The 25,211-nt window shown below is 54.7% G+C and carries 20 protein-coding genes and 1 pseudogene; 11 read left to right on the forward strand and 10 right to left on the reverse strand.

The annotated features are described in order from the left end of the window. Positions 1-20 precede the first annotated feature (20 nt). The 4 genes from JJB74_RS01840 to JJB74_RS01855 form a co-directional block, all read right to left on the reverse strand. On the reverse strand, positions 21-1,397 hold the full coding sequence (locus tag JJB74_RS01840) for a phosphomannomutase/phosphoglucomutase (RefSeq protein WP_200590114.1): 1,377 nt from the start codon (positions 1,395-1,397) through the stop codon (positions 21-23). 204 nt (positions 1,398-1,601) lie between these two features. Continuing rightward, positions 1,602-3,557 carry a polysaccharide biosynthesis protein gene (locus JJB74_RS01845; protein ID WP_200590115.1) on the reverse strand — a complete coding sequence of 652 codons (1,956 nt, stop codon included), beginning with the start codon at positions 3,555-3,557 and terminating at the stop codon, positions 1,602-1,604. A gap of 58 nt (positions 3,558-3,615) precedes the next feature. Then, positions 3,616-4,176 carry a sugar transferase gene (locus JJB74_RS01850; protein WP_200590116.1) on the reverse strand — a complete coding sequence of 187 codons (561 nt, stop codon included), beginning with the start codon at positions 4,174-4,176 and terminating at the stop codon, positions 3,616-3,618. Beyond that, entirely contained in the window at positions 4,173-5,144 is a 972-nt protein-coding gene (locus tag JJB74_RS01855; protein WP_200590117.1) for a UDP-glucose 4-epimerase family protein, read from the reverse strand. The genes JJB74_RS01850 and JJB74_RS01855 overlap by 4 nt, the downstream gene beginning before the upstream one ends. 576 nt (positions 5,145-5,720) lie before the next feature. Between JJB74_RS01855 and JJB74_RS01860 the strand changes: the two genes are divergently transcribed. Then, on the forward strand, positions 5,721-6,059 hold the full coding sequence (locus tag JJB74_RS01860) for a hypothetical protein (RefSeq protein WP_200590118.1): 339 nt from the start codon (positions 5,721-5,723) through the stop codon (positions 6,057-6,059). Here the strand turns inward: JJB74_RS01860 and JJB74_RS01865 are convergent. From JJB74_RS01865 to JJB74_RS01890, 6 genes and pseudogenes are all read right to left on the reverse strand, one after another. Continuing rightward, on the reverse strand, positions 6,018-6,725 hold the full coding sequence (locus JJB74_RS01865) for a hypothetical protein (RefSeq protein WP_200590119.1): 708 nt from the start codon (positions 6,723-6,725) through the stop codon (positions 6,018-6,020). The two genes, JJB74_RS01860 and JJB74_RS01865, sit on opposite strands and share 42 nt — an antisense overlap. Before the next feature lie 225 nt (positions 6,726-6,950). Further along, the gene (locus tag JJB74_RS01870) at positions 6,951-7,445 is read right to left on the reverse strand and encodes a hypothetical protein (protein WP_200590120.1); all 495 of its coding nucleotides are present in this window, start codon (positions 7,443-7,445) and stop codon (positions 6,951-6,953) included. A gap of 480 nt (positions 7,446-7,925) precedes the next feature. Beyond that, positions 7,926-8,798, reverse strand: a pseudogene (locus tag JJB74_RS01875) (IS5 family transposase). 257 nt (positions 8,799-9,055) lie between these two features. After that, positions 9,056-9,805 carry an SDR family NAD(P)-dependent oxidoreductase gene (locus JJB74_RS01880; RefSeq protein ID WP_234483506.1) on the reverse strand — a complete coding sequence of 250 codons (750 nt, stop codon included), beginning with the start codon at positions 9,803-9,805 and terminating at the stop codon, positions 9,056-9,058. Positions 9,806-9,807: 2 nt separating this feature from the next. Next, entirely contained in the window at positions 9,808-11,106 is a 1,299-nt protein-coding gene (locus JJB74_RS01885; RefSeq protein ID WP_200590121.1) for an FAD-binding oxidoreductase, read from the reverse strand. Next, a complete protein-coding gene (locus JJB74_RS01890; RefSeq protein WP_234483509.1) occupies positions 11,103-11,516 on the reverse strand; it encodes a GtrA family protein in 414 nt (137 codons plus the stop codon). Before JJB74_RS01890 ends, JJB74_RS01885 begins: the two co-directional genes overlap by 4 nt. A gap of 38 nt (positions 11,517-11,554) precedes the next feature. Here JJB74_RS01890 and JJB74_RS01895 point away from each other — a divergent pair, with 38 nt between their 5' ends. The 10 genes from JJB74_RS01895 to JJB74_RS01940 all read left to right on the forward strand — a co-directional run bounded on the left by JJB74_RS01895 (position 11,555) and on the right by JJB74_RS01940 (position 25,157). After that, positions 11,555-12,448, forward strand: a complete 894-nt coding sequence (locus tag JJB74_RS01895) for a decaprenyl-phosphate phosphoribosyltransferase (protein ID WP_200590123.1) — start codon at positions 11,555-11,557, stop codon at positions 12,446-12,448. Next, positions 12,445-12,861: a divergent PAP2 family protein gene (locus tag JJB74_RS01900; RefSeq protein WP_200590125.1), complete on the forward strand. Its 417-nt coding sequence runs from the start codon at positions 12,445-12,447 to the stop codon at positions 12,859-12,861. The genes JJB74_RS01895 and JJB74_RS01900 overlap by 4 nt, the downstream gene beginning before the upstream one ends. A gap of 365 nt (positions 12,862-13,226) precedes the next feature. Then, positions 13,227-14,645 (forward strand): mannose-1-phosphate guanylyltransferase/mannose-6-phosphate isomerase, encoded by a 1,419-nt coding sequence (locus JJB74_RS01905; protein ID WP_200590127.1) that lies wholly within the window; start codon positions 13,227-13,229, stop codon positions 14,643-14,645. Between the two features lie 121 nt (positions 14,646-14,766). After that, positions 14,767-15,801, forward strand: a complete 1,035-nt coding sequence (gene gmd / locus JJB74_RS01910) for a GDP-mannose 4,6-dehydratase (RefSeq protein ID WP_200590128.1) — start codon at positions 14,767-14,769, stop codon at positions 15,799-15,801. Then, positions 15,798-16,661, forward strand: a complete 864-nt coding sequence (locus tag JJB74_RS01915; protein WP_200590130.1) for an NAD-dependent epimerase/dehydratase family protein — start codon at positions 15,798-15,800, stop codon at positions 16,659-16,661. The genes gmd and JJB74_RS01915 overlap by 4 nt, the downstream gene beginning before the upstream one ends. Beyond that, positions 16,661-17,830 (forward strand): glycosyltransferase family 4 protein, encoded by a 1,170-nt coding sequence (locus JJB74_RS01920; RefSeq protein WP_234483511.1) that lies wholly within the window; start codon positions 16,661-16,663, stop codon positions 17,828-17,830. The genes JJB74_RS01915 and JJB74_RS01920 overlap by 1 nt, the downstream gene beginning before the upstream one ends. A gap of 106 nt (positions 17,831-17,936) precedes the next feature. Further along, entirely contained in the window at positions 17,937-18,731 is a 795-nt protein-coding gene (locus JJB74_RS01925) for an ABC transporter permease (protein WP_200590132.1), read from the forward strand. Continuing rightward, the gene (locus JJB74_RS01930) at positions 18,728-19,978 is read left to right on the forward strand and encodes an ABC transporter ATP-binding protein (protein WP_200590133.1); all 1,251 of its coding nucleotides are present in this window, start codon (positions 18,728-18,730) and stop codon (positions 19,976-19,978) included. Before JJB74_RS01925 ends, JJB74_RS01930 begins: the two co-directional genes overlap by 4 nt. After that, positions 19,975-21,438, forward strand: coding sequence for an FkbM family methyltransferase (locus JJB74_RS01935; protein ID WP_200590135.1), 1,464 nt, complete (start codon positions 19,975-19,977; stop codon positions 21,436-21,438). Before JJB74_RS01930 ends, JJB74_RS01935 begins: the two co-directional genes overlap by 4 nt. A gap of 2 nt (positions 21,439-21,440) precedes the next feature. Beyond that, positions 21,441-25,157 carry a glycosyltransferase gene (locus JJB74_RS01940; RefSeq protein WP_200590137.1) on the forward strand — a complete coding sequence of 1,239 codons (3,717 nt, stop codon included), beginning with the start codon at positions 21,441-21,443 and terminating at the stop codon, positions 25,155-25,157. Positions 25,158-25,211 lie beyond the last annotated feature (54 nt).

Genomic DNA, 25,211 nt, shown 5'->3' on the forward strand with positions numbered 1-25,211 from the left:
ACGCCATGCCGGGCCTCACGTCAGTAAGGCAGCGCCGCGTCCGGCTTGGCAGCCTGGATCACGCGCTTGAACTCGCCCTGGATGCGCTGCAGCGCTTCCTGCGATTCGGCTTCGAAACGCATCACCACCACCGGCGTGGTGTTGGACGAACGCGCCAGGCCGAAACCGTCCGGATACTCGACGCGCAGGCCGTCGATGGTGATCACCTCGTCCGAGCCGGGGAATGTCGCTTCCTTCTGCAGCTTCTCGATCAGCGCGAAGTTCTCGCCTTCGTTGAGTTTCAGTTGCAGCTCCGGCGTGCTGATCGATTGCGGCAGCGCATTCAGCACCGCCGACGGATCGGCTTCCTTCGACAGCAGTTCCAGCAGGCGCGCGCCGGCATACATGCCGTCGTCGAAGCCATACCAGCGGTCCTTGAAGAAGATGTGGCCGCTCATCTCGCCGCCCAGCGGCGCGCCGACTTCACGCATCTTCGCCTTGACCAGCGAGTGGCCGGTCTTCCACATCAGCGGCTCGCCGCCGGCGTCACGGATCCAGGAGGCGAGGTGGCGCGTGCATTTCACGTCGTACAGAATCTTCTCGCCCTTGTTGCGCGACAGCACTTCCTCCGCAAACAGCATCAACTGGCGATCGGGGAAGATCACCTGGCCATCCTTGGTGACCACGCCGAGGCGGTCGCCGTCGCCGTCAAAGGCCAGGCCGATTTCGGCATCGGTGGTCTTCAGCGCATGGATCAGGTCTTCCAGGTTTTCCAGGTGCGCCGGATCCGGGTGGTGATTCGGGAAATTGCCGTCGACTTCGCAGAACAGCTCCTGCACCTGCGCGCCCATGGCACGGTACAGCTCGCCGCAGAAGGCGCCAGCCACGCCGTTGCCGGCGTCAACGACGATCTTCATCGGCCGCGCCAGCTTCACGTCGCCGACGATGCGGTCCATGTATTCCTTGCGGATGTCATGGGTGCGGTAGTTGCCCTGGCCTTGCGCATAGGCATTGCCCTCGATGATGCGCAACAGTCCGGTGATGGCGTCGCCATAGATCGCTTCGCCGGAAAGCACCATCTTGAAGCCGTTGTAGTCCGGCGGATTGTGGCTGCCGGTGACCATGATGCCGGACTTGGCATCCATCGTGCTGGTGGCGAAATACACCATCGGCGTGACCACCACGCCGATGTCGATGACGTCGATGCCGGCGGCCTGCAAGCCCTCGGCCAGTGCCTTGGACAGGCCCGGTCCGGACAGCCTGCCGTCGCGGCCGATGACAACCTGCGATTCGCCCTTGTTGCGCACCGCGGTGCCAAAGGCCTGGCCGATGCGCCGGGCAACCGATTCATCGAGCGTCTTCCCGATGATGCCGCGGATGTCATAAGCCTTGAAGATGGTCGGGGACAGAGTCAGCATGATGGTCTTCTTTCTGTTTGCATGATTGAATGATTCGTTCCGGTTCGCGTTCGCGTTGCTCTAAGCGGCCGCAATATTGCCGTAGGGTGGGCGGAGCAGGCCCTACGTGAAGCTTGCGTGACCGCGCGGCGAAACAACCTCGTATTGTTCCTCCGATTGCGCACGAAGGCTTTGCGCGAAGCCGGCTGCAATGCCGGCCGGCGCCTATCCTCGTGCCGCATGATCCGGCCGCAAGGGCCGCACCACCGCGCCGGTCCTGCCGACATGCTGCCCGGCAGCGGTCCACAGGAAGTCCTCGATGCCGCACTGCGGCGCATATTCCACCACCGTCTGCAGCAACAGTTCGCGCACTTCGTCCATGGCAAAACGCTCGCTGGCCTGCGCGAGCCGATTCAGCGCCTCGGACAGCGCCGACCACGGCAGCTCGGCTTCCTGCGCGCGCAGAATCAGCGGATGCTCGGTGCCCTGGGCGTTGGCGCCGATGAGCAATTCCTCGTACAACTTCTCGCCGGGGCGCAGACCGATCTGCCGGATCTCGATCGTGCCGTGCGGCGTGGCTTCGCTCTTCACCTCCAGGCCGCTCAGGTGCACCATGCGCTTGGCCAGGTCCATGATCCGGACCGGCTCGCCCATGTCGAGCACGAACACATCGCCGCCCTCGCCCATCGCGCCGGCCTGCAGCACCAGCTGCGCCGCCTCGGAAATCGTCATGAAATACCGGGTGATTTCGGGATGGGTGACGGTGATCGGGCCGCCGGCCATGATCTGGTTGCGAAACAGCGGCACCACCGAACCGGAAGAACCGAGCACATTGCCGAAGCGCACCATGCAGAAGCGGGTGTGCTTCTGCTCGCGTGCGAAAGCCTGCAGGATCAGCTCGGCCAGGCGCTTGGTGCAACCCATTACATTGGTCGGGCGCACTGCCTTGTCGGTCGAGATCAGCACGAAGCGGCGCACCTTCGCGTCCATCGCCGCGCGCGCCAGGGACAGCGTGCCGAACACATTGTTGCGTATGCCTTCGATCGGATTGTGCTCGACCAGCGGCACATGCTTGTAGGCGGCGGCGTGATACACCGTGTCCACCGCATAGGTTTGCAGCATGCGCAGGCATTTCTCCTGGTCGAGCACCGAGCCCAGGAAGGGCAGCAGCTCGACCTCGGCGCGGGTTTCGGCGCACAGTGCGCGCAATTCCTGCTCGATGGCGTACAGCGCATATTCCGAGCTTTCCAGCAGCAGCATGCGCGCCGGCTTCAGGCGCACGATCTGGCGGCACAATTCCGATCCGATCGAGCCGCCGGCGCCGCTGATGAGCACGGCCTTGTCGGTGATGCAACTGGAAATCAGGTTCATGTCCGGCGCCACCGGATCGCGGCCGAGCAGATCCTCGATCTCGATATCGCGCACGTCCTGCAGCCGCAGCTGGCCGTTCAAGAGGCTGCCCATGGGCGGCGTCACCCGGGTCTTCACCTGCAGCGGCTCGAGCCGGTTCAGGATGCGTTTCTGCTGGCTGCGGGTCAGCGTCGGCATGGCCAGCAGCACTTCCTTGATGCCGCGCCGCGCCACCAGCCATTCCAGGTCATCCGGGCGATAAACCTTGGTGCCGGCGATGGTGGCGCCACGCATTTCCCTGCTGTCATCGATGAAGGCCACCAGCGCATAGTCCAGGGTGACGCGCAGCGCGCTGGCCAGCTGTATGCCGGCGTCACCGGCGCCGTAGATGGCCACGCGAGTCGCGCCGACCGGGCCCATCGCGCGCAGGAAATAGCCGCGCGCGATGAAGCGCCCGGCGACCATGTACAGGATCGCGCTGATCCAGTAGATAGCGAAAACGCTGCGCGACAGCGCGCTCATGCGCACCGAGAAGGCCGACAGGGTCACCAGCACCAGCACAGACAGCGACACGCCCAGCACCACGACATAGACGATTTTCTGGTCGATGAAACGGATCATCGCGCGGTACAGGCCGATGCGGATGAAGATCGGGATCGATACCAGCGGCGCGGCCAGCAGCAGCCACCAGTAATGCTGGACTACCGAAAAGTCGACATGGTCGTAGCGCAGCCAGATCGAGAAGAAAAAGGTCAGCGGCAGCATGCAGAAATCGATGCATGCTGCGAGCAGCTGTTTCTTGAAACGGGAAAGATCGAGGATGGCTTTCATGCCGGAAGCATTTTTTGTGCGGAGCAGTATTTTACCTGCGCCCGCATGGAAGCATTGTTCAATGTGTCACACCCTCTCGCCTCACAACCTTGATGAAGGTCAATTTTAATATCCTGATATCGAACAGAAACGAGCGCCGCTCCAGGTATTCCCGGTCGAATTCCACCTTCACCGGGATTGGCAATTCGTCCCGGCCATTGATCTGCGCCCAGCCGGTTAAACCCGGAGGCAACCGGTGCACGCCGCAGCGCGTGCGCAACTCGACCAGATCATGCTGATTGAATAGCGCCGGGCGCGGCCCGACGAAGCTCATGTCGCCTGTCAGGATGCTCCAGAGCTGCGGCAGCTCGTCCAGGCTGGTCTTGCGCAGGAAGGAGCCGATCGGCGTGAGGAAGGATTTCGGATCGCCGAGCAGGTGCGTCGCCACCGCAGGCGTGTCGATGCGCATCGTGCGGAACTTCGGCATGCGGAAAATCGCATTGTCGCGGCCCACCCGATCAGACCAGTACAGGGCCGGGCCCGGCGAGGTAAGGCGCACCAGCAGAGCGATCACCAAACTCGGAATCAACAAAAACACGGCCAAGCCTGCTGCAAGGCACAGATCGAACAGGCGTTTCATCGCGCTTCCCCCGCTTGCAGGAAATGGGCAACGGTCTTCGCGATGCCGTCCTGGAATGCCACCGGCGGCCGCCAGCCCAGCCGCTGCAGCGCCGGCGTCACATCGACTTGCAGCGTATCCAGCAGCCGGCCCGCTGCCGGGCGCTTTCCAACGAGCGCAGCAGCCGCCGACAGCAATGCCGGCGGCACCCGCAACAGCCGCGCCGGTTTTCCCATGGCCGCGGCGATCGCGCCGATCAGCTCGGCGATGCTAACATCGTGATTGTCCGACACCATCCAGGTCGCATGCGCGGCATCCGGATGTTCAGCGCACAGCAGCAGGAAATCCACCAGGTTGTCGATTCCGACCATGCTGCGTTGGTTGCGCACCGCCCCCAAGGGCAGCGGCACTCCGGAGCGAACCAGTTCCAGGAGTCGCAGGAAATTGGCGCGCACGCCGGGTCCGTAGACCAGCGGCGGGCGCACGATAACCAGTTCCAGGCCGGCGCGCGGCGCCCATTCCGACAGGCGCTGCTCGGCTTCCAGCTTCGACATCCCGTACGGATCCTGCGGCGCCGGACGGTCCTGCGCTGAAAACGGCCGTCCCGCCGGACTGCGCTCGCCATTGACCTTGACGCTGCTGAGAAAAACAAAGCGGCGCACGCCCTGCTGCGCCGCCTGCCGGGCCAGCGCGAGCGTGGCATCGGCATTCACGGCACGGTATGCAGCCAGCGGATCGCTCGATGCGTCGCGCATCATGTGCACCCGCGCGGCGAGATGGATGACGGTGTCGCAGCCCGCAAGCGCAGGTGCCCAGTCCACCGGACCGGCGATATCGCCTGCCTCGAACTGCTCTGCGCCGATGCGCCTGCGCACCGCCGCAACATAGCGCATGCCGCGCGCCTCCAGGCCCGCGCACAGTGCCGATCCGACAAAGCCGTTCGCGCCAGTAACAAGCACCTTGCCCAATTCAAGCCACCGCCTTTCCATCTATTCCGGGGAACGGCATTGTAGCCGCGCCGGGGGAAGGCGAGTCGGTTCAGTGCAGTGCGAGCGACTTGAAGGCTAGCGCCAGCACGCGCAACTCGTTAGCGGGTGCGCGTGCATCGGGCGTATCGAAATGGAGAATGTTTTCGCTTGTCGCTTCCTCGCGGTAGGGGAATGCTCAATTCGGTTTCCAGCCCCTCGGCTCTACTGCTGTAGATGTGCACACAATTAAGAGTGATGTGGAGGCGCCGCCCCCCACCAATAAGATTCTGAGCGTAAGAACATCCGGTAGCGAATCGTCACCATTTGCGGCATACAAAAACCGAGTGGACGCTGCGGTGCCAAACGACCAGCCGAGCCCCGCGTCTGACAGCGGACCATACTAGTTCCAAAAGAACAACATTGGAGAATTATAGGGAGGCGACGCGCCCTTACGCACAAAGGCCCCTGCGCTGACGCAGCCCAAAACCTCCAACATCTAGGTTTCTCTGACACGGTTTTACCCTAGATTCGTGTCCAGCAAAATCGGGGCCGACTCAGTCCGAACAAATCCTGAACTGGTTCGGCAAGCGCTGGCAGGTGAAAGTGACCTTTGAGGAAGCGCGAGCGCAACTGGGCATGGAAACACACCGCCAGTGGTCTGCGCGAGCCATTGCCCGTGCAACGCCGGTGATCTTGGCGCTGTATTCCATTGTTGCCTCGCTGGCCAAGCAACGCATCAAAAAACAACCGATCATCCTGCGACATGCGGCCTGGTATGCAAAGGGAGCAGCCACATTAGCGGATACGATCGCTTTGGTACGTCGTTGGTTCTGGTTTAAACAAGCTTTATCGATGTCAGATGGCGCACCAGAGATAATAAAAATCCTGCGGACTTTATTCGAACGCTTGACCGACACACTCAGTTACGTCGCCTAAGCGGACAAATCCCAGCTTAAATGCTTTTAAAAATCCAATAAATACGAGGGAACAAAAAAAGATTAGCCATGCATAATTTGGCGCATACGAATACGCCCAACTAGAGTCATACAGCATAGGCATCCATGAATGAATCGGTTGATAAAATATCGAATAAGAATCAACCTCCGTTCCAGGGCCTTTATTGTAAAGATTTGCGCCGACAACGGTGTATTGGTAAAAGAAATAAATCTGGAGAAGCATCCCTCCTACTGTCACCACCTGAAATACTCTCTCTCGACTTTTACCAATTTCGATCAATCCATAAATAGTTGGAATAACGAATGTTATTGCAGCAGCCCAGCCGAAGCGGCCGGAAAAGCTCCCTCCTCCATACCAGTTTGGGTGAAGAGCATTGGGAATGGTTAATGATAGATAAGTTAAAATCCAAATAAGAGAAAATGCGCGATGCTTTCTACAAATCCAGCCAATAGCAAGCACTCCAATTAGGTTTACTGGATTTAGAATTAAAAGCCCTTGGTTCTGGTCAAAGTGAAGGCCCATAAAAACCATTAAGCTTGTTTTGCTTATTTCAAGCGCGCCTGACTGGTATGGCCCAGATACCTTTCCGAAAGCATAATAATTATAAAGCATAAGTGCAATACATGAAGCGCCGGCAATAATCAAAACTCGGAGAACTCTTTTTCGATCCCTCGAGTCAATATAAATTTTGGCTGAGATCGCAATTATTAGTATTGCGCATGTTGCTGCGAACTTTATCTGTAGCCACGGCAAGAAAGAGATGGCGATGGCGAATGTAATCTCTAAACTTCTGCTTCTCCATTCATGTGCAGTGAAAAACCAATAAAGTCCAATAAGCGTTATTAGGCCAGCGACGAGTTCTGGATATATTTAATTTGATGCCGGAATAATAGGGAAAGCGATCGCCGCAGCAATGACAGCAAGGAGTCTATGGGTTTGGTTTTTGGAAAATCGTGATGAAAACTCCCAAGCTATTACTACAATGATGTCCCCAAAGAGCACCATAAACAATTTTGCACCTACAACTCCACCGAGTACAAAAGGCAGCGCCAATAAGAGTGGAAGGCCAATATTGTGAATATTGAATAATCCATGGGGGCCTAAAACGGCGTGGGTATTTTCAGGCGAGGGTTGTGCTTCTTTGGCGGCGAGGCCATGCCTATATATTGCTCTTGACCTGAACTCGTCTCTGTATGGCGCCGTCTGCTCTAGCGACCCATAATTGACAATTCCACTGGACATCACCAGATAATGCGGCTCGTCTCCAGTGGCAGTGTTTATTCCTTTTGCATTCCATGAAAAGAATGTCGCCAAAGCAAGGAAGTTGTAAATAAGTAAAATTATTAAGATTGGGTATTTCTTCATTATTGAACGTCTATTTTATTGCTAATGAAAGAAGGAAGATGGCATGCGAACATCATTATTGACCGTCGCTCCCCTAACGCAGGGTGCCGTAACAACGCGAGCAAAATATTGAAAGTGTCGCTGCAAGTACAGATGAGCACATCCTTGGAGATGAAGCTTGCCACAATCGCGATTAGAGCGAAAATAACAAAATTAACTGTTAGTTTTGTTGAGGCGAGAGCTCAATGTCGCGCCAAAGATCAAGAATTTTGCATCATACCGTAATGACGTGCTCGACTCTAGCGCGGTTGTCGGCTTTGTCGCGCAAATAGACCAAAAGGTGAGTTTGCCCTTTTGTAGGCAGATCTATGGTATGAAGACCGTAATTGGCGTGCCAAGACGCGTAGAGCGATTTGGCACCGGCGGCGCGCACTTGTAATTCAGCGAGGCTTTGTTGCGCAAATAGATTAAGGGACGAGTCTCTCCCTTGTGTAGGCGGACTTATGGCGTAGGGACCGTGATGGGCGTGCCAAGGCGCGTAAAGCGATTCAGCAAAGCAGCACGTACCTGTAGTTCAGCGACCTTACGGTCGAAGTCACGCGCTTGAATGCGCTCGCCGAGGAGTTTGAAGCAGCGCATTTTGGTCTCGACCAAGCTACGTCGGTGATAGCCGCTCCAGTTTTTCCAAATCGTGCGCCCCAGGCGGCGCGTCGCTCGCAGAATCTCATTACGCGCCTGTGTGTACTAGGGCGATTCGTTTTCCAGGGCTTGGCGTTTCTTCTCGTAGGGATGACGGCATGCGCCTGGCGTAGCGCGATGGCCTCATGGCAGGTCTTGGTGTCATAAGCGCCATCGACACTGGCAATCTGCTCTTGCACAGGAATCCGGTCCAGCAACTCCGGCAGTACGGGCGCATAGCCAATGCTATTGTCAGTGACTTTCATGGCCCGGATCTCCAGCGTGGCGGCATCGATGCCCAGATGGACCTTGCGCCATTGGCGCCGGTATTCAGCACCAAGCTTCTTGGTCTTCCATTCCCCCTTCGCCGAGCATCTTGATACCAGTGCTGTCGACCAGCAGGTGCAAGCCCGTTGTGGTGGGGACGACTTCAATGGTGACTTGTAATGTCTTTTGCCGCCGGCTCACGGTGCTGTAGTCGGGAACCGACCAGTCCAGGCCCGCCAGCTGCAGCAAGCTCTGCGTCATCCCCATGGCCTGCCGCAACGGCAAATTGAACAGGCATTTGATGCTCAGGCAGCACTGAATCGCTTCGTCACTGAAGCGTGGACTCCGCCCGCGCTTACCGGTAGCCCGGCCATGCCAGTTCATTGTGGGATCGAGCCAGATCAGCATTCCATTAGAGCGACTCCTCAGGAAAGAGTGCCTGTCAGAAAGCGATAAGAGATTCGGTCTTGGCCGGGCTAGTCTATATCAGCACTGCGGCCCAGGCGAACTGTACCGGGTACCGAGCACAATTACAAAGCAGGATACTGCCTGAGGCAGGTGTACTATTTGCATCCGGGCAACAACAAACATGCTGGCGCCGTGGCAAAAGCCTCAGTTCCCGTCACGGTTCCGCCGTGCGATGGGAATCAGGTCAGGTTCAGCGAATTAGTCGCAGCGTATTCGCCCTAGATATTCAACTTGTTGAAGACAAACCCCGGCATATGGATGATCACCATCATGATCAGCCGCCACTTGCCCGGCACATAGACCACAGTGCGCCCCTGGTCCACGCCGCGCACGATGCTCGCGGCCACATCCGTCACCGAGGCCAGCTTAGCTCCCTTGCCCTTCAGATGCGCCGTCATCGGCGTGTCGGTCGGACCCGGCTTGATCAGCACGATGCGCACGCCGGTGCCGGCGAAACGATGCTGCAGGCCCTGGGCATAGCGCGTGACCAGGCCCTTGGCCGCGCCGTAGACATAGTTGGACTTGCGGCCACGGTCGCCCGCCACCGAACCGATCAGCGCGAGCGTTCCCCTGCCCTGCTGCGCCATGTGCATGGCGAATGCCTCGGCATACAGCACCGGCGATATGCCATTGATGTCTAGCGCTTCACGGCACAGTGACAGGTCGGCTTCGCAGTCGTGCTGTTCCGGCAAGGATCCATGCGCAATCAGCGCCACGTCGACGGCGCCGTCGGCATGAAGCTGGTCCACCGTCGCCTGTATCGCTGCCGGATCGAGGAAGTCGGCCTGCATCAGCCGCACCGTCGACTGCGGGCTTCTGACGCGCAGGTCTGCGGCAATGGCGTCCATGCGGGCGATGCTGCGACCGACCAGCACCAGGTCCACGGCCTGTGCTGTTATCCAGAGCCGGGCGCAATGTTCGGCGATGGCCGACGTCGCGCCGATGATCACGATTTTCTTGAGTGCCAAATTCAGACTCCAATAAGACGACGCGACAAGGCAGAGCTGATGCCGGGATCGCGGTAATTCAAAAATTCATGCAGGCGCGGATAGCCTGTTTCGAAGAGGTCGCGCGGCATGCGCGCATCCTTGGCCGGATAAAGGCGTCCGCCGGCCTCGCGCACGACCGCATCCAGGCGCTCGAACAGCTTCAAGGTGCGTTCGCCGCGATTGGCGAAATCCAGCGCCAGCGTCACGCCCGGTTGCGCAAAACTCAGCATGCCCGGCGCCTGTCGATCGCCAAAGGTCTTGAGCACCGCCAGGAACGATCCATCGCCGGAGCGCGCAATCTCGCGCAGCATTGCCGCAGTCGCTTCCCTGCCGTTCTCGCGCGGCACCACGCTCTGATACTGGAAGAACCCGCGCGGACCATACATGCGGTTCCATTCGAGCAGATTGTCCAGCGGGTAGAAGAAAGACTCGTAGTGAGCGACTCCCCGGCCCGCCTTCCATTTCTTCATGTGGAAATAAGCCATGTTGAATGGGCGCAGCGTGAGCTGGTTCACCATGGAAATCGGTGGCACCAGGGGCATCGTGCGCACCTTGCCTTTCGGCGCGGGCGCATCGACGCCGGTTGCCGGGTTGGCGCGCATGAATATGCCGCGTCCGCCGTCCCCGGCAATGCAATCGATCCAAGAGACCGTATGTTCCCAGCCGGCTTCGGAATCGTCGGCGAGACGAAAGAATTCATCGAGGTTGGCGTAAGGCAGGGTTTCGGTATCCAGCCACGGGCCGCTGATCCGGCGCAGGCGAATCGCCGCCTCGGTAACTACCCCGGTCAGCCCGAGCCCGCCCACGGTTGCCGCGAACCAGTCGGGCATCAGGTCCGGGCCGCACTCGATGACTTCGCCGTCGGTACGCAACAAGCGCAGGCGCAACACATGGTCACCGAAAGACCCGTGCACATGATGGTTCTTGCCGTGCACATCATTGGCGATGGCGCCACCCACGGTGACCAGCTGCGTGCCCGGAGTAACCGGCAGCGTCCATCCGCGCGGAATCATCAGGCGCTGGATATCCCGCAACAGCACGCCCGCTTCGCAGACCAGCATGCCTGTAGCTTCATCGAAGCTGATGAGATGATCGAGTGCCGTGGTGTTCCACAAAATGCCGCCGGGATTGAGGCAGGCATCGCCATAGCTGCGGCCCATGCCATGAGCCAGACCCGGCCGATGCGCGGCCAGCGCAGCCGCGATGCCCGAGCGCTCGCGCAGCATGACCACCTGGTGGGGATCGGCCGACAGCCTGCCCCATGATGACACCGGCCTCATGACGCCGCGACCTTGAAGACGTAACGCTTGTCGAGCTGGTACTTGGTCAGATAACCGATCGCCAACCCGATCACGCCGCCGAGATAGCGCATTTCCTTGGTGCCGAACGCATGCTGGAACGCGAACTCCATGCCCCAGAAGATGACGGTCGTCGCCAGTCCCATCACGCTGTAGAGGATGAAAGTGCGGCCGTCATGCGCGGCATTTTGCGCACGGAAACAAAAAATATAACGTTTATCCAGCACGTACTTCATGACCAGGCCAACGGCGGTGCCGAACAGGATGGAAAGAAATATGCTGAAAGCGCCGGAATACAGACGCACCACAAGGTCTTGGGCTGCAAGGTTTGCCATAGTGGCGATTAATGCGAGAATCACATAGGTAATGGCTAGCTTCATTGGCAAACGCAATATGTTCCAGAAATCATATCAATCAATAGGTTTTTTTCATGCATGATACCTTAGCGCGGAGGTCCTCCCTGGCTCAGCTTGCCGGCCTCATCAAGCTGATGCGGCCCAAACAATGGGTGAAAAATGGATTTGTCTTAGCTCCACTCATCTTCTCCGGCGAGTTTCTCAACTCACACTCGATCAGCCGCTCGATCGTAACCGCGCTGCTGTTCTGCGCCGCCTCATCGGCAACTTATATCATCAATGACACTGCCGACATTGAGCGGGATCGGTTACACCCGACGAAGTCCAAGAAGCGCCCGCTGGCAGCCGGCATTGTCACGGTGCCAATGGCCATGGGGCTGCTTGCCCTGCTGTACGGCGTACTTGTTTGGGGCTGGTTCCTGGAACCGAAGGCGGTGCAGGTCATCGTGGCTTACATGGCGCTGAACCTTGCGTATACTTTCGTGTTGAAGCATCAACCGGTCATTGACATCTTCACGATCGCCATTGGCTTTGTGCTGCGCGTCTACGCCGGCGCTACCGCCCTTGCTGTACCCGTCTCTTCCTGGATGTTCGTGACGACTTTGTGCTTGGCATTGTTCCTTGCGGCGGTCAAGCGACGCCAGGAATTGCATCAAAGCGGCACGGAAGGGCGGAAGGTTCTGGAGCAATACTCCCTGTCCCTGGTGGATCGCTATGCCGAGATGTCTGCCACCGGCGCACTGCTTTTCTACAGCATGTTCGTCATGTCGGCCCGGCCGCAACTGATTATCACCGTGCCGCTCGTGCTGTTTGGCCTGTTTCGCTATTGGTATGTCGTTGAAAAACTTCAAGGCGGTGAATCGCCGACCGATGCGTTGCTCGCTGACTGGCAGTTGCTCATGACGGTCGTGCTATGGATAGGAATCTGCGCCTGGGCGCTGTGGCCGGTGGCGCGGGGTGCGGCATGACGCTCGCCTATGTCATCACACCCTTCGCCGCCTGGTTCGTGGCCGGCGTCATGAAATTCATCATCAACAGCATCAAGGCCGGCAAGCTGGCCTTCGGTCTGGTCGGCTACGGCGGTTTGCCGAGCAATCACAGTGCCATCGTCAGCAGCACGGCGGCCCTGATCGCCTTTCGCGAAGGCATTGGAGATCCCGCTTTCGGAGCGGCGCTGACGCTGGCATTCATCGTCATGCTCGACGCGAACAGCCTGCGCAGGCAGGTTGGCAAGCATGCCGCCGCGATCAACCGGCTCAATGCCGCGTCCTCGAAAAACGACATGCTGCGCGAGCGCATGGGGCATAGCCGTATTGAAATCGCGGCTGGCGTGCTGGTGGGTATTCTTGTTGCCGCTGCGGTCAACCGGCTGATTACCTAAAAACGGCCCTGATAATGGGCTGCAGCGACGAGCTACTAAGGAAACGCAAAGTAAGACGACAATGTTGGCCGTGCCAACTAGAAAACATGCGACTTGGGCACGTGGTTCTGTCGCCTACTTGCCGCCCGGTAAGTAAGATGCCCGTCTCCAATCTCGGATATTCCACCACTCTCTTGCAAAAGTGTTGAGATATAATGCCGCCTTTTTCAGCCGCTGAACAAAATACCACTAGGCAATCCTAAAAGTGCCGGCGGCTCGGCGGCATGGCATCAGGGTTGGATACCTCTTCGGCTATCTTTGCCGCCATGCTTCCCGTATTCGCTCTCTCCGGTGACAAATCACTACAGTTCGGAACAAGGAATTTCATGACGCTCATCCCCACCATCCTTTGCGGCGGCGCAGGCTCGCGGCTCTGGCCGGTCTCCCGCGAATTGCATCCCAAGCCTTTCATTCGTCTGGCGGATGGCCAGAGCCTGCTGCAAAAAGCGTTCTTGCGCGGCGCGGCGCTTGCGGATGCGAAGGAGATCCTAACCGTCACCAACCGAGATCTGTATTTCAAGACTGAGGACGACTTCCGCGAAGTCAACGCGGACAAGATGCCGACCTCGTACATCCTTGAACCCTTTGGCCGCAATACCGCAGCGGCGATCGCGTCTGCCGCACTGCATGTTGCCGCCTCGCATGACGAAGATGCGTTGCTGCTGGTACTGGCTGCAGACCATCTGATTGTCGACCAGCGAGCCTTCAACGACGCGGTGGAAGAGGCGAAAACCCTCGCTGCACGGGGAAAGCTGGTGACTTTCGGTATCCGGCCGGACGCACCAGAAACCGGTTACGGCTACATCGAAGCCGAAGGCAACGACGTGCTGCGTTTCGTCGAAAAGCCATCGCGCGAGAAGGCGCAGCAATACCTGGATTCCGGCCGCTTCCTTTGGAACTCCGGTATGTTCTGCTTTGCCGCAGGCGCGATTCTGCGCGCGATGGAGAAACACTGCCCGGACATTCTTGAAGCCACGCAGGCCTGCATGCGTCAACTGCGCACCGCTGAAGGCAAGTGCCTGACGCAGATGGAATTGCCGGCGGAGTATTTCGAAAAGGTGCGCGAGGACTCGATCGATTACGCGGTGATGGAAAAGGCCGCCAATGTCGCGGTCGTTCCCTGCAGCATCGGCTGGAGCGACATCGGTTCCTGGACCGCGATCGGCAATCTGACCGAGGCCGACGCCGAAGGCAACCGAGTCGAAGGCGAAGTGCTGCTGCATGATGTATCGAATTGCTATATCCAGAGCCGTGACCGCTTGGTGGGCGCAGTTGGTGTCGATAACTTGGTTATCATCGACACCCCGGACGCGTTGCTGGTGGCTGACCGCTTGCGTGCGCAGGACGTCAAGCACATCTATGCAAAGCTGAAAGCCTCCGGCCATGAAGCGCACCAATTGCACCGGACGGTGCACCGTCCATGGGGAACCTATACGGTGCTGGAAGACGGACCGCGCTTCAAGATCAAGCGTATCGTGGTCAAGCCGGGCGCGAGCCTGAGCCTGCAGATGCATCATCACCGCAGTGAGCACTGGATTGTGGTCAGTGGCATGGCCAAGGTGGTGAATGGCGATAAGGAGTTGTTCGTTAATACGAACGAGTCGACGTTTATTCCGGCGGCGCACAAGCATCGACTGGAGAACCCGGGCGTACTGGATCTGGTGATGATCGAGGTGCAGAGCGGTGAATATCTAGGAGAGGACGATATCGTGCGGTTTGAGGATGTTTATGGGCGGGTCAGTTAACTGACTTGTGGCTTGATCCCAGCGGCTATTGCTGCTTTCCTAGGACCGCGAGGTATAGACGGGATTGGCCCTATTTCACCGTATTAATGCGATTATCTAAAAGTACATGAGTGAGCAGAGTATGAAAAAAGCAATTGTCACCGGCATTACTGGCCAAGATGGCGCTTATCTCGCCCAGCTTTTGCTGGAAAAGGGCTATGAAGTTTATGGGACGTATCGCCGGACGAGTGCAGTCAATTTCTGGCGAATAGAAGAACAGGCGGTGCAGGATCACCCTAATCTTCACCTTGTAGAATACGACCTTACTGATCTCGGTTCAACGATTGCTTTGGTTCAGAAGGTTGAGCCAGATGAGATTTACAACTTAGCCGCGCAAAGCTTTGTCGGCGTTAGTTTTGAACAACCGAGCACAACAGCACAAATTACCGGCGTCGGCGCACTGCATATCCTCGAAGCTATTCGGCTGCTCAATCCTAGGATCCGGTTTTATCAGGCATCGACATCAGAAATGTTCGGTAAGGTTCAAGCAATCCCGCAAACCGAAGATACAGCGTTTTATCCCCGTAGCCCCTACGGAGTCGCAAAGCTGTATGCACACTGGATGACAGTCAACTATCGCGAAAGCTATGGCATATTTGGCGCGAGCGGCATTTTATTCAACCATGAAAGTCCACTTCGTGGCCGCGAATTCGTAACACGAAAAATTACTGATTCCGTTGCCAAGATTAAGTTGGGGAAACTCGACTGCTTGGAACTGGGGAACATCGACGCCAAACGCGATTGGGGATTCGCCAAGGAATACGTTGAAGGCATGTGGCGCATGCTGCAGGCTAGCGAGCCAGATACATTTGTGCTGGCGACCAATCGTACTGAAACCGTTCGCGATTTTGTGCAAATGGCGTTCAAGGGTGCCGGCATCCAAGTCGAGTTCAGTGGCAGCGCCGAGAACGAGATAGCCACCGATATAGCAACAGGCAATGTCGTCATGCGCATTAACCCGCGCTTCTACCGTCCCGCGGAAGTCGACCTCCTGATCGGCAATCCAGCCAAAGCAAAAGCCATTCTGGATTGGGAAGCCCGTACGACTTTGGAACAGTTGTGCCAGATGATGGTCGAAGCAGACCTACGGCGTAATGAGAAGGGTTTTTCATTTTGAAGATATTGCTTACCGGTGCCCATGGTTTCACCGGCAGACATTTCGCTGAACATGCGAAGGCCGCCGGCCACGAAATAATTGCCCTACGCGCCAATCTGAATGCAAGCAAGCAACTTGAAGATGAAATCCTTCAAGCTGCACCGGATGCGGTCGCGCACCTTGCCGCCATAAGTTTTGTGGGCCATGCCAATGTCAACGCTTTCTATGAAGTCAATGTAATCGGCACGCTAAATTTACTCGATGCACTGACTAGACTCGATAAGCCGCCGGTTAGCGTGCTTCTTTCAAGCAGCGCAAACATCTACGGAAATTGCACGGCCTCACCTATTGCGGAAACACAGCCTCCAGCGCCGGTGAATCACTATGCAATGAGTAAACTTGCGATGGAATATATGGCCCATACCTACTTGGACCGGCTGCCGCTCTTTTTTACGCGCCCATTCAACTACACAGGCCCTGGGCAATCCCTGTCCTTCATTATTCCCAAGCTGGTTTCGCACTTCGCACAACGCTTACCAACTGTCGAACTCGGCAATCTGGATGTTGAACGTGAATTCAACGATGTGCGGTTCGTTTGCGAATCGTATCTACGCCTATTGGAGAAGAACATTGTCGGCGAAACAATCAATATCTGCTCAGGAAATCCTGTCACGCTCACATCCGTCATTAGCCTTTTGAGCAGCATTAGCGGCCACAAAATCGAAACGAAGGTGAATCCTGCATTCGTTCGTGCAAACGAAATTCATCGACTGTGTGGAGATCCCTCACGACTACTCGCCATGACTGGACCGATCGAGATACCTGACCTAGCCGACACGTTGACCTGGATGCTGGATCAAGCGACGATCGTTGAACACTGATGCGGCTTGCCTTCAACGCTACATCGCTATTGTCGCCGCTCACCGGCATAGGGCAATACAGCAGACAACTCGCACTGGGCCTGAAACGCCGCAATGATATAGATGCCAGTTTCTTCTATGGAGCGGCATGGCAAAAGGAAGTACGGAACGAGGCGATGCCAGGTGCGGCAACAGTGCTTCCCTGGATAAGGAAACACGTTCCCCTATCCTATACGCTGCGTCGATTCATTCAGGAACACCGATTTGATGCAGGAACACGACTTCAGAAATTCGACGTTTATCACGAACCGAATATTCTGCCTTTACCGTTCGACGGCCCAAATGTCGTAACGGTTCATGACCTTTCCTGGATACGCTTTCCGGAAATGCACCCGATGGAACGGGTTCGCGCAATGAATAAATACTTCGAGCCCGGACTTCATCGTGCAACTGTGGTGTTGACTGACTCGGAATTCGTCAAACGTGAAGTGGTCGAAACGTTCGGCATTGACCCCGAGCGTATTCAACCCATTCCGCTCGGTGTCGAATCGCTGTTTCGTCCTAGGTCAGCACACGAAATCCGCGCTACTCTCGAGCGCAACGGGCTTGCGTATGGCAAATATCTTCTTGCGGTCGGCACTCTTGAACCTCGCAAAAATTTATCTCTCGCGCTGCGATCGTACGCGCGCCTGCCAGAACGTGTCAGAAAACATTTTCCACTAGTACTGGTCGGAATGAAGGGCTGGCTTACTTCCAGCCTTGAAACACAGTTGGCGCCGATGCTGCAATCAGGTGAAGTCAAACAACTAGGATACTTAACTCGGGAAGAGCTTGCGTACGTGATCGCGGGCGCTACTTCTCTCGTCTACCCTTCCGTCTATGAAGGCTTTGGCTTGCCACCACTGGAAGCAATGGCATCGGCGGTACCAGTGATTGCATCCAATGTTTCATCCATCCCGGAAGTAGTTGGCGACACTGGTATTTTAATTGACCCTCTGGACGTCGGAGCAGCCACGGATGCAATGCGTTCGCTTATAGATGACGACAATCTCAGAGAAAAACTAGCTTTGAAAGCGCTGGAGCGAAGTAGGGATTTTACTTGGGAAAAATGTATAGATCGCACAATACAATCCTACTATCAAGCTATCGACGCGCATCCTGCCTCTACTCTGAATAAGATAACCATTTAATTCTTGCAGACGAACTTAACTAAAACATTCGAAATCCCATCGCGGTGGAAAATAAAAGCACACTTGTAAACGCATCAAAAGTATTGGGACTATCAAGGAACACTGTATGTTAGGAATGTTATCGAGTGCTTGGCGTTATCGCTTCTTTATTTTTTCGTCCGTCAAGACAGAATTACGAACGAAATTCGTTCGCAGCCGGTTGGGCGGAATGTGGATGATCCTCAATCCGCTTTCTCAAGTGCTTATATTCGCTTTCGTCCTTTCCGCAGTTTTGTCCGCAAAACTGCCGGGAATCGACAATCGATATGCGTATGCGATTTATTTGATGTCAGGCACCTTGGGATGGTCTTTGTTTTCCGAAATAATAAACCGGTGCCTAACGATTTTTATTGACAACAGCAATATTCTTAAAAAACTGGCGTTCCCTAAAATTGCTTTGCCTCTCATTGTGACGGGCAGTGCGCTAGTCAATAACCTTTTGCTTTTTGCAGCGATCTTGGCAATATTTAGCCTCCTCGGCCACGCGCCCGGCACAGCTCTGATCTGGCTACCGGCGCTAATGATAGTAAATATAGCGCTTGCCTTGGGCTTAGGACTCACCTTAGGGGTTCTGAATGTTTTCATGCGAGATATTGGCCAAGTAGTCCCGGTCATACTGCAGTTTGTTTATTGGTTCACGCCGGTGGTCTATATGGCTAATATCATTCCTGTCGCATATCGGAGTTGGCTGGCGCTTAATCCATTAATTCCCATTATTACCGGATATCAGCAAATTCTTCTATACAACCGCCATCCTGATTGGACTGCACTCGGGCCGGTTGTTATCCTAGCTTTATTCCTATTGGTATTTTCCCTATTTCTGTTTCGGAAAGCCAATCCTGAAATGGTAGACCAATTATGAGCGGGAAATTGCACGTAAGCAACCTAGGAAAATCCTACCGTCATTGGGGTAGCGAATTACGCCGGTTTGCTTCATGGTTTTTCCCTTCGATTTCACCGCAGAAAGAACACTGGGTTTTGAAAGGTATTAGTTTCTCAATATCCCCAGGCGAGGCAGTCGGCATTATTGGGCAAAATGGTGCTGGAAAAAGCACTCTGCTCAAGATAATTACTGGAACCACACAACCGACTGTCGGCGAAGTTCAGCTAACCGGACGGGTTGCGGCAATCCTAGAGCTGGGAATGGGATTTAATCCCGATCTGACAGGCCGCGAAAATGCATTTCACTCTGCCGGATTAATGGGATACAGCCGGATTGAGATCGAAAAGGCGATGCCGGAAATCGAGACGTTTGCGGAAGTTGGCAAATATTTTGATGAACCCGTTCGCACCTATTCAAGTGGTATGCAGATGCGAGTCGCGTTCAGTGTAGCGACAGCTTTTCTTCCGGACTTGCTTATCATTGATGAAGCCTTGTCTGTAGGCGACAGCTATTTTCAGCATAAAAGCTTCGACCGGATACGGCAGTTCCGTGACAGGGGCGTTTCCATCATGTTCGTCACGCATGGCATGGATGATGTCAGAACCCTTTGCGACCGTGTCATATTGCTCGAAGGCGGACGCGCCCTAAAGGATGGCCCGCCGGACGAAGTAGTGGACTTCTACAATGCGCTGATTGCAGAAAAGGAAAATACTAAACTTACGGTTGAACAGCGCCGAGAAAAAAATGGCTGGCTGCTTACCAGAAGCGGTAGCGGTGAAGCACGCGTAAAGTCACTCCAACTGCTAGACGCCAATACAGGAACCGATGTAGCTGTAGCGCAGGTTGGTCAGCGAGTACTGTTAAAACTGCAGGCAACGATCCATGCGGATATTGACAGGTTGGTTCTTGGTTACATGATTCGCGATAAACAAGGCCATGTTATCTGGGGCACTAATACTTGGCATACCAGCCAGGTTGAACAAGACATCAAGGCTGGAGAAATTGTCACTTTCGAGCTCCCTTTCACATGCACGCTCGGGCCGGGCTCCTATTCAGTGTCTCCTGCTTTAGTCAGTTCGGATACCCACCTGACCGATAACTATGAATGGGTCGACAACCTACTTGTATTCGATGTGATTAATGCAAGCAAGGAATACTTTATCGGCAGCAATTACCTTGACGCCCAGTTCAATATCTCCCGAAAAATTGAAGAAAGTACCGAATGAGTTTCATCTCGTATGCGCAGAATTTTGAGGACGTCATGTTATGGCGTGCGCTGGGCCACATAAAAAATGGCTTTTACATCGATATCGGAGCACAGCATCCGGTCATCGACTCGGTCAGTAAGGCCTTCTATGAACATGGCTGGCGCGGCATCCATGTAGAACCTGTTCCAGAATTTGCCGATCTGCTGAGAAAAGACCGCCCAGATGAAATAGTGCTTCAGGTTGCGTTAGGCGACAATGAAGGAATCCTCGAGCTAAATGTGATTGCTGAAACTGGCCTGAGCACCGCGGTCAATGATTATGCGGAACGTCACAAGTCGGAACGCGGTTTCACGCCGGAAAAGTTGCATGTCCCTGTCCTTACCCTTAAAAGCGCGTTCAGCGCCTACTGTGGTAAAGAGATTCATTGGCTGAAGATAGATGTGGAAGGACTGGAAGAGAAAGTTCTACGGGGGTGGGACTCTGAGCTACTGCGTCCTTGGGTCATGATAGTCGAAGCCACCATCCCCAATTCAATCGAACTCAATTATTCGAGCTGGGATAGGATTTTGGTGGATGCAAATTACCAGTTCGTTTACTTTGACGGACTGAACCGTTTCTATGTAGCAAAAGAACATGCTGAATTGGCGGATTCATTTTCATGCCCACCCAATGTGTTCGATCACTTCCAGCTAAGCGGCTTGTCGGGGGAACTATGCGATTTAGTGAAAAACCAGTATGAAAGCCGACTTATTGCCAAAGACGCGGAAATACGTTCCGGGAAAGACGAATTATACGCAATCGAAGCGCAACTGAGGGCATTGACCACACAACAACACTCACTGACGCAGAGCCTTGCCATGGCAGAACAGCACTTGCAAGAGAAGCAAACGCTGACGCAGAGCCTTGCCATAGCAGAGCAGCGCTTGCAAGAAAAGCAAGCCGAGAATGATGATTTGTTAGAACGCTCGCAATGGCTGGAAAACGAATGGAAGGCATCACAGGCTCAGATGCACCATCTTACTTTCGATTTACGCAGCCGCTCTGAGGAGCTTGATCAGTTGCTTGCCAGCTCCTCTTGGCGCGTGACAGCCCCACTCCGCCGACTTGCCACACTGGGCAAATCGGTTCCAGCCCTGCCGGGAAATTTGCTGCGCTCTACGGCTCGCGCTGTCATGCCAGTTGTCAGGCCGGTCGCGCTGATGGCCATACGGAAAGTACTTGCCAATCCTGCCATGACCAAAAAGGCTCTAACGACGCTCAACAAGGTGCCGAGACTCAAGCAAAAGTTGCGACGATCCGCCGTTTATGCAGGTCTCATCAACGAACAAAGGGGGGAAATCTACACCGGCACGCACTCGATGATGCAAGAGTATGAAGGAGACCGGTCTTCCATTTCAATACCACATCAGCAAGATCTTTCGGCAAGAGCCAATCGCATACTTATCGATCTGCAAAAAGCCAATAAAGTGAGGCGCTAAAAATGCGGATTGTAATAGATATGCAGGGGGTTCAGGCAAGCAATCGTCAGCGCGGCATTGGGCGTTACAGCTTGTCGCTGACAAAAGCGATTGTCGAGCAACGCGGCTCGCATGAGGTCATTCTCGCCTTGAATGGCTTATTTACTGAAACAATCGAGCCTATTCGCCTAGCATTCAAAGAGCTTCTGCCACCAGAAAACATCGTAATTTGGCAATGCCCTGGCCCAATAAACAGCTTGGACGATGCTAATACTTGGCGCCGTAAATCTGCAGAATTGTTACGAGAAGGCTTTGTCGCAAGTCTGCGCCCAGATGTGTTGCTCATTACCAGCCTATTCGAAGGACTCGTCGATGACGCAGCGCTCAGTGTGCACACCTTGAGTCGCGCAATACCCACGGTCGCAATCCTGTATGACCTAATTCCACTGATTTGGCGTGACCGCTACCTCGACAATCCGCTGATGGAACGTTGGTACGAACGCATGCTCGGTCATTTACGCCGTGCCGACCTGCTGTTGGCAATTTCTGAATCATCCCGGCAGGAAGGCATACAATACCTCGGGTGCAACGCCGACGAGTGCGTTAACATCTCCACCGCTGCCGACACGCAGTTCCGGCCTCTGCAGCTAGACGCTGCCGCTAAACGGGAATTGCGTAATCGCTACGGCCTTAGCAATGGTTTTCTGATGTACACCGGCGGTATCGACCTACGAAAGAATATTGAAGGCCTGATAACCGCCTATGCCTCAGTTCCACTACACATTCGACAGCAACATCAGCTGGCAATTGTTTGCGCGGTACAGCCAAATGATCGGGCTGTGCTGGAAAAGCTAGCCAGTAAGGCCGGGCTAAAGAAGCATGAACTCGTCTTCACAGGCTTTATACCCGAGGCTGACCTACTTGCGTTGTACAACCTGTGCAAGGCATTTGTTTTTCCTTCGTGGCATGAAGGATTTGGGTTGCCTGCTCTTGAAGCCATGTCGTGCGGAAAAGCAGTTATCGCCTCAAACAAATCAAGCTTGCCCGAGGTGATTGGCTGGTCAGATGCACTGTTCGATCCTTTCGACACCCGAGCCATTACAGACAAGATTGTCCAAGTGCTCACCGATGAGAACTTCCGAAAAGATTTAGAACGCCATGGGATCGAACAGGCCAAGCAATTTTCCTGGCATAACAGTGCCCGCCTTGCCATTGACGCCATTGAGACGCTGATTCGAAAGAAGGCGCAAAATCAACTGTCACTCGTGACCGCGGCCCGCAGGCCAAGGCTCGCATATGTATCACCCCTGCCCCCCCAACGCAGCGGCATCAGCGACTACAGCTTGGAACTCCTGCCCGAGTTATCACGCTACTACGATATTGATGTGATCGTCGAACAGGACAGTGTGTCAGACCCGTGGATTAGGGCCAACTGCGGAATCCATACGACGCAATGGCTGGAAAACCATGCGGATCGATATGAGCGGGTGATCTATCACTTTGGAAATTCCGCATTTCACCAGCATATGTTCAGGTTGCTGGACCGTATTTCTGGAATCGTCGTTCTGCATGACTTTTTCTTGTCGGGCGTCGTGGCGCATATGGATGTGACTGACTACGCGCCCGGCTTCTGGGGACGTTCCTTATATGAAAGTCACGGCTATCCTGCCGTACAACATCGTTTCACTGCAGCCGATAGCGCAGATGTCGTCTGGCATTATCCTAGCAACATTGGAGTACTACGTGCGGCAATAGGGGTTATTGTACATTCCGAAGCGTCACGGACGCTTGCGCGCAAGTGGTACGGCCCGTCGAGTGCTTCAGACTGGTGCGTTATTCCGCATCTGCGAGTACCCCATTATGGTTTAGCTCGGTCAGAAACTCGGCATTCTCTCGGATTAACCGACCACGACTTCGTCGTATGCAGCTTCGGACTGCTTGGTCCCATGAAATTGAATAAGCGCCTGGTTGATGCATGGCTTAGTTCAAAACTGGCCGAAGACCCGCGGTGCATTTTGGTATTCGTAGGCGCAAATCAGGATAACGATTACGGGAATGACCTCGTCAACACCATTCGTAAAAGCGGGAAAGGCGATCGCATCCGCATCACCGGCTGGACCGACTCGGAAACTTTTAAAAAGTACTTGGTAGCGGCCGACCTTGCTGTGCAGTTGCGAAGTCTGTCCCGCGGTGAAACATCCGGCGCCGTACTTGACTGCATGAATTACGCGTTGCCGACTATCGTCAATGCTAATGGCAGCATGGCAGACTTGTCAGAAGATGGCGTGTGGAAAATGCAAGATGAGTTCGAAAATGCTGAACTAATTACCGCGCTTGAAACCCTCTGGCAAAATCAATCATTTCGGGAAAAGCTGGGACAACAGGCCAAAGACATTATTATCAATAAGCATAATCCACGACGTTGCGCAGCCCAGTATGTCGAGGCAATCGAAGCCGCTTATCGATATGCCGACCTCACTACACCGGGAATCACACGCGCCATTGCGGAAATTGAGCCTAATCAGGTTGAAGACAATGATTGGATTGCTGCGGCAAGGGCGATCTCTCTATCTATTCCATGTAGAGTTACTGTACCGCAGATTTTAGTTGATATTTCAGAACTGGTGCACCGAGATGCGCGTAGTGGCATACAACGTGTGGTACGTAGTATTCTGCATGAACTACTATCTTCCGAACATCTTGATTATCGAATCGAACCGGTCTACGCCACTACTGAACACGGTTATCGCTACGCTCGCAAATTCACCATGCAGTTCCTCGGATGTACGGACCAGCTTTTAGAAGATGATGTTATCGAGTTTCATAAAGGCGACATTTTCCTAGGCCTCGATTTGCAACCGCCTACCGTAATATCGCAGCGGGATTTTTATAGGCAACTGCGAAACTACGGTGTTAAAACGTCTTTTGTAGTCTATGATCTTCTGCCGATAAACTTACCTCACGCCTTTTTTCAAGGCGCGGATGTCCAACACCACCAATGGCTTTCTGTGGTTACGGAAAATGATAGTGCAATCTGCATTTCTCAGTCAGTAGCTGACGAGCTTAAGGCTTGGTATACGACCCATATTCAACCTGAAGGCCGAGCATGCGAAATCACTTGCTTTCACTTGGGCGCCGATATCGGTGCATCGCGCCCATCCTTCGGTTTGCCAAAAGAGGCAGATAAAGTCTTATCGGAATTAAACAGTCGACCAACGTTCCTAATGGTAGGGACAATTGAACCTCGTAAATGCCATCTCCAAGTCATTGAAGGGTTTGAACAACTGTGGAACAAAGGTATTGATGTCAACTTGGTTATCGTTGGAAAGCATGGCTGGATGATGGAAAAATTAGTTGAATACCTTAGCAAACACTCAGAACTGGGACGACGACTTTTTTGGCTTGAAGGGATCAGCGATGAATATCTGGAAAAAGTGTACGCAGTAAGTACTTGTTTGATTGCCGCGAGCGAAAACGAGGGATTTGGATTGCCGTTAATTGAAGCATCTCAGCACGGGCTATCTATCATCGCGCGCGATATTCCGGTATTTCAAGAGGTTGCTGGCAACCATGCATTTTACTTTTCCGGGTTTGCTCCTAAGGACATCGCCCACGCAGTCGATGACTGGCTAAGATTGAATGCAGAGGGTAAAGCGCCTCACTCTAGCAGGATGCCTTGGCTGACATGGGAACAAAGTGCTAATCAGTTAATGGACGCTTTGCTACGGAAACGTCACTAGTTTTGCTCAGCTTAACAGAAATACAGAACAGAATTACAAAGGCATGCTCTTAAC

Origin of the sequence: Noviherbaspirillum pedocola, from assembly GCF_016632335.1 — a bacterium.
Taxonomy (GTDB): domain Bacteria; phylum Pseudomonadota; class Gammaproteobacteria; order Burkholderiales; family Burkholderiaceae_D; genus Noviherbaspirillum_A; species Noviherbaspirillum_A pedocola.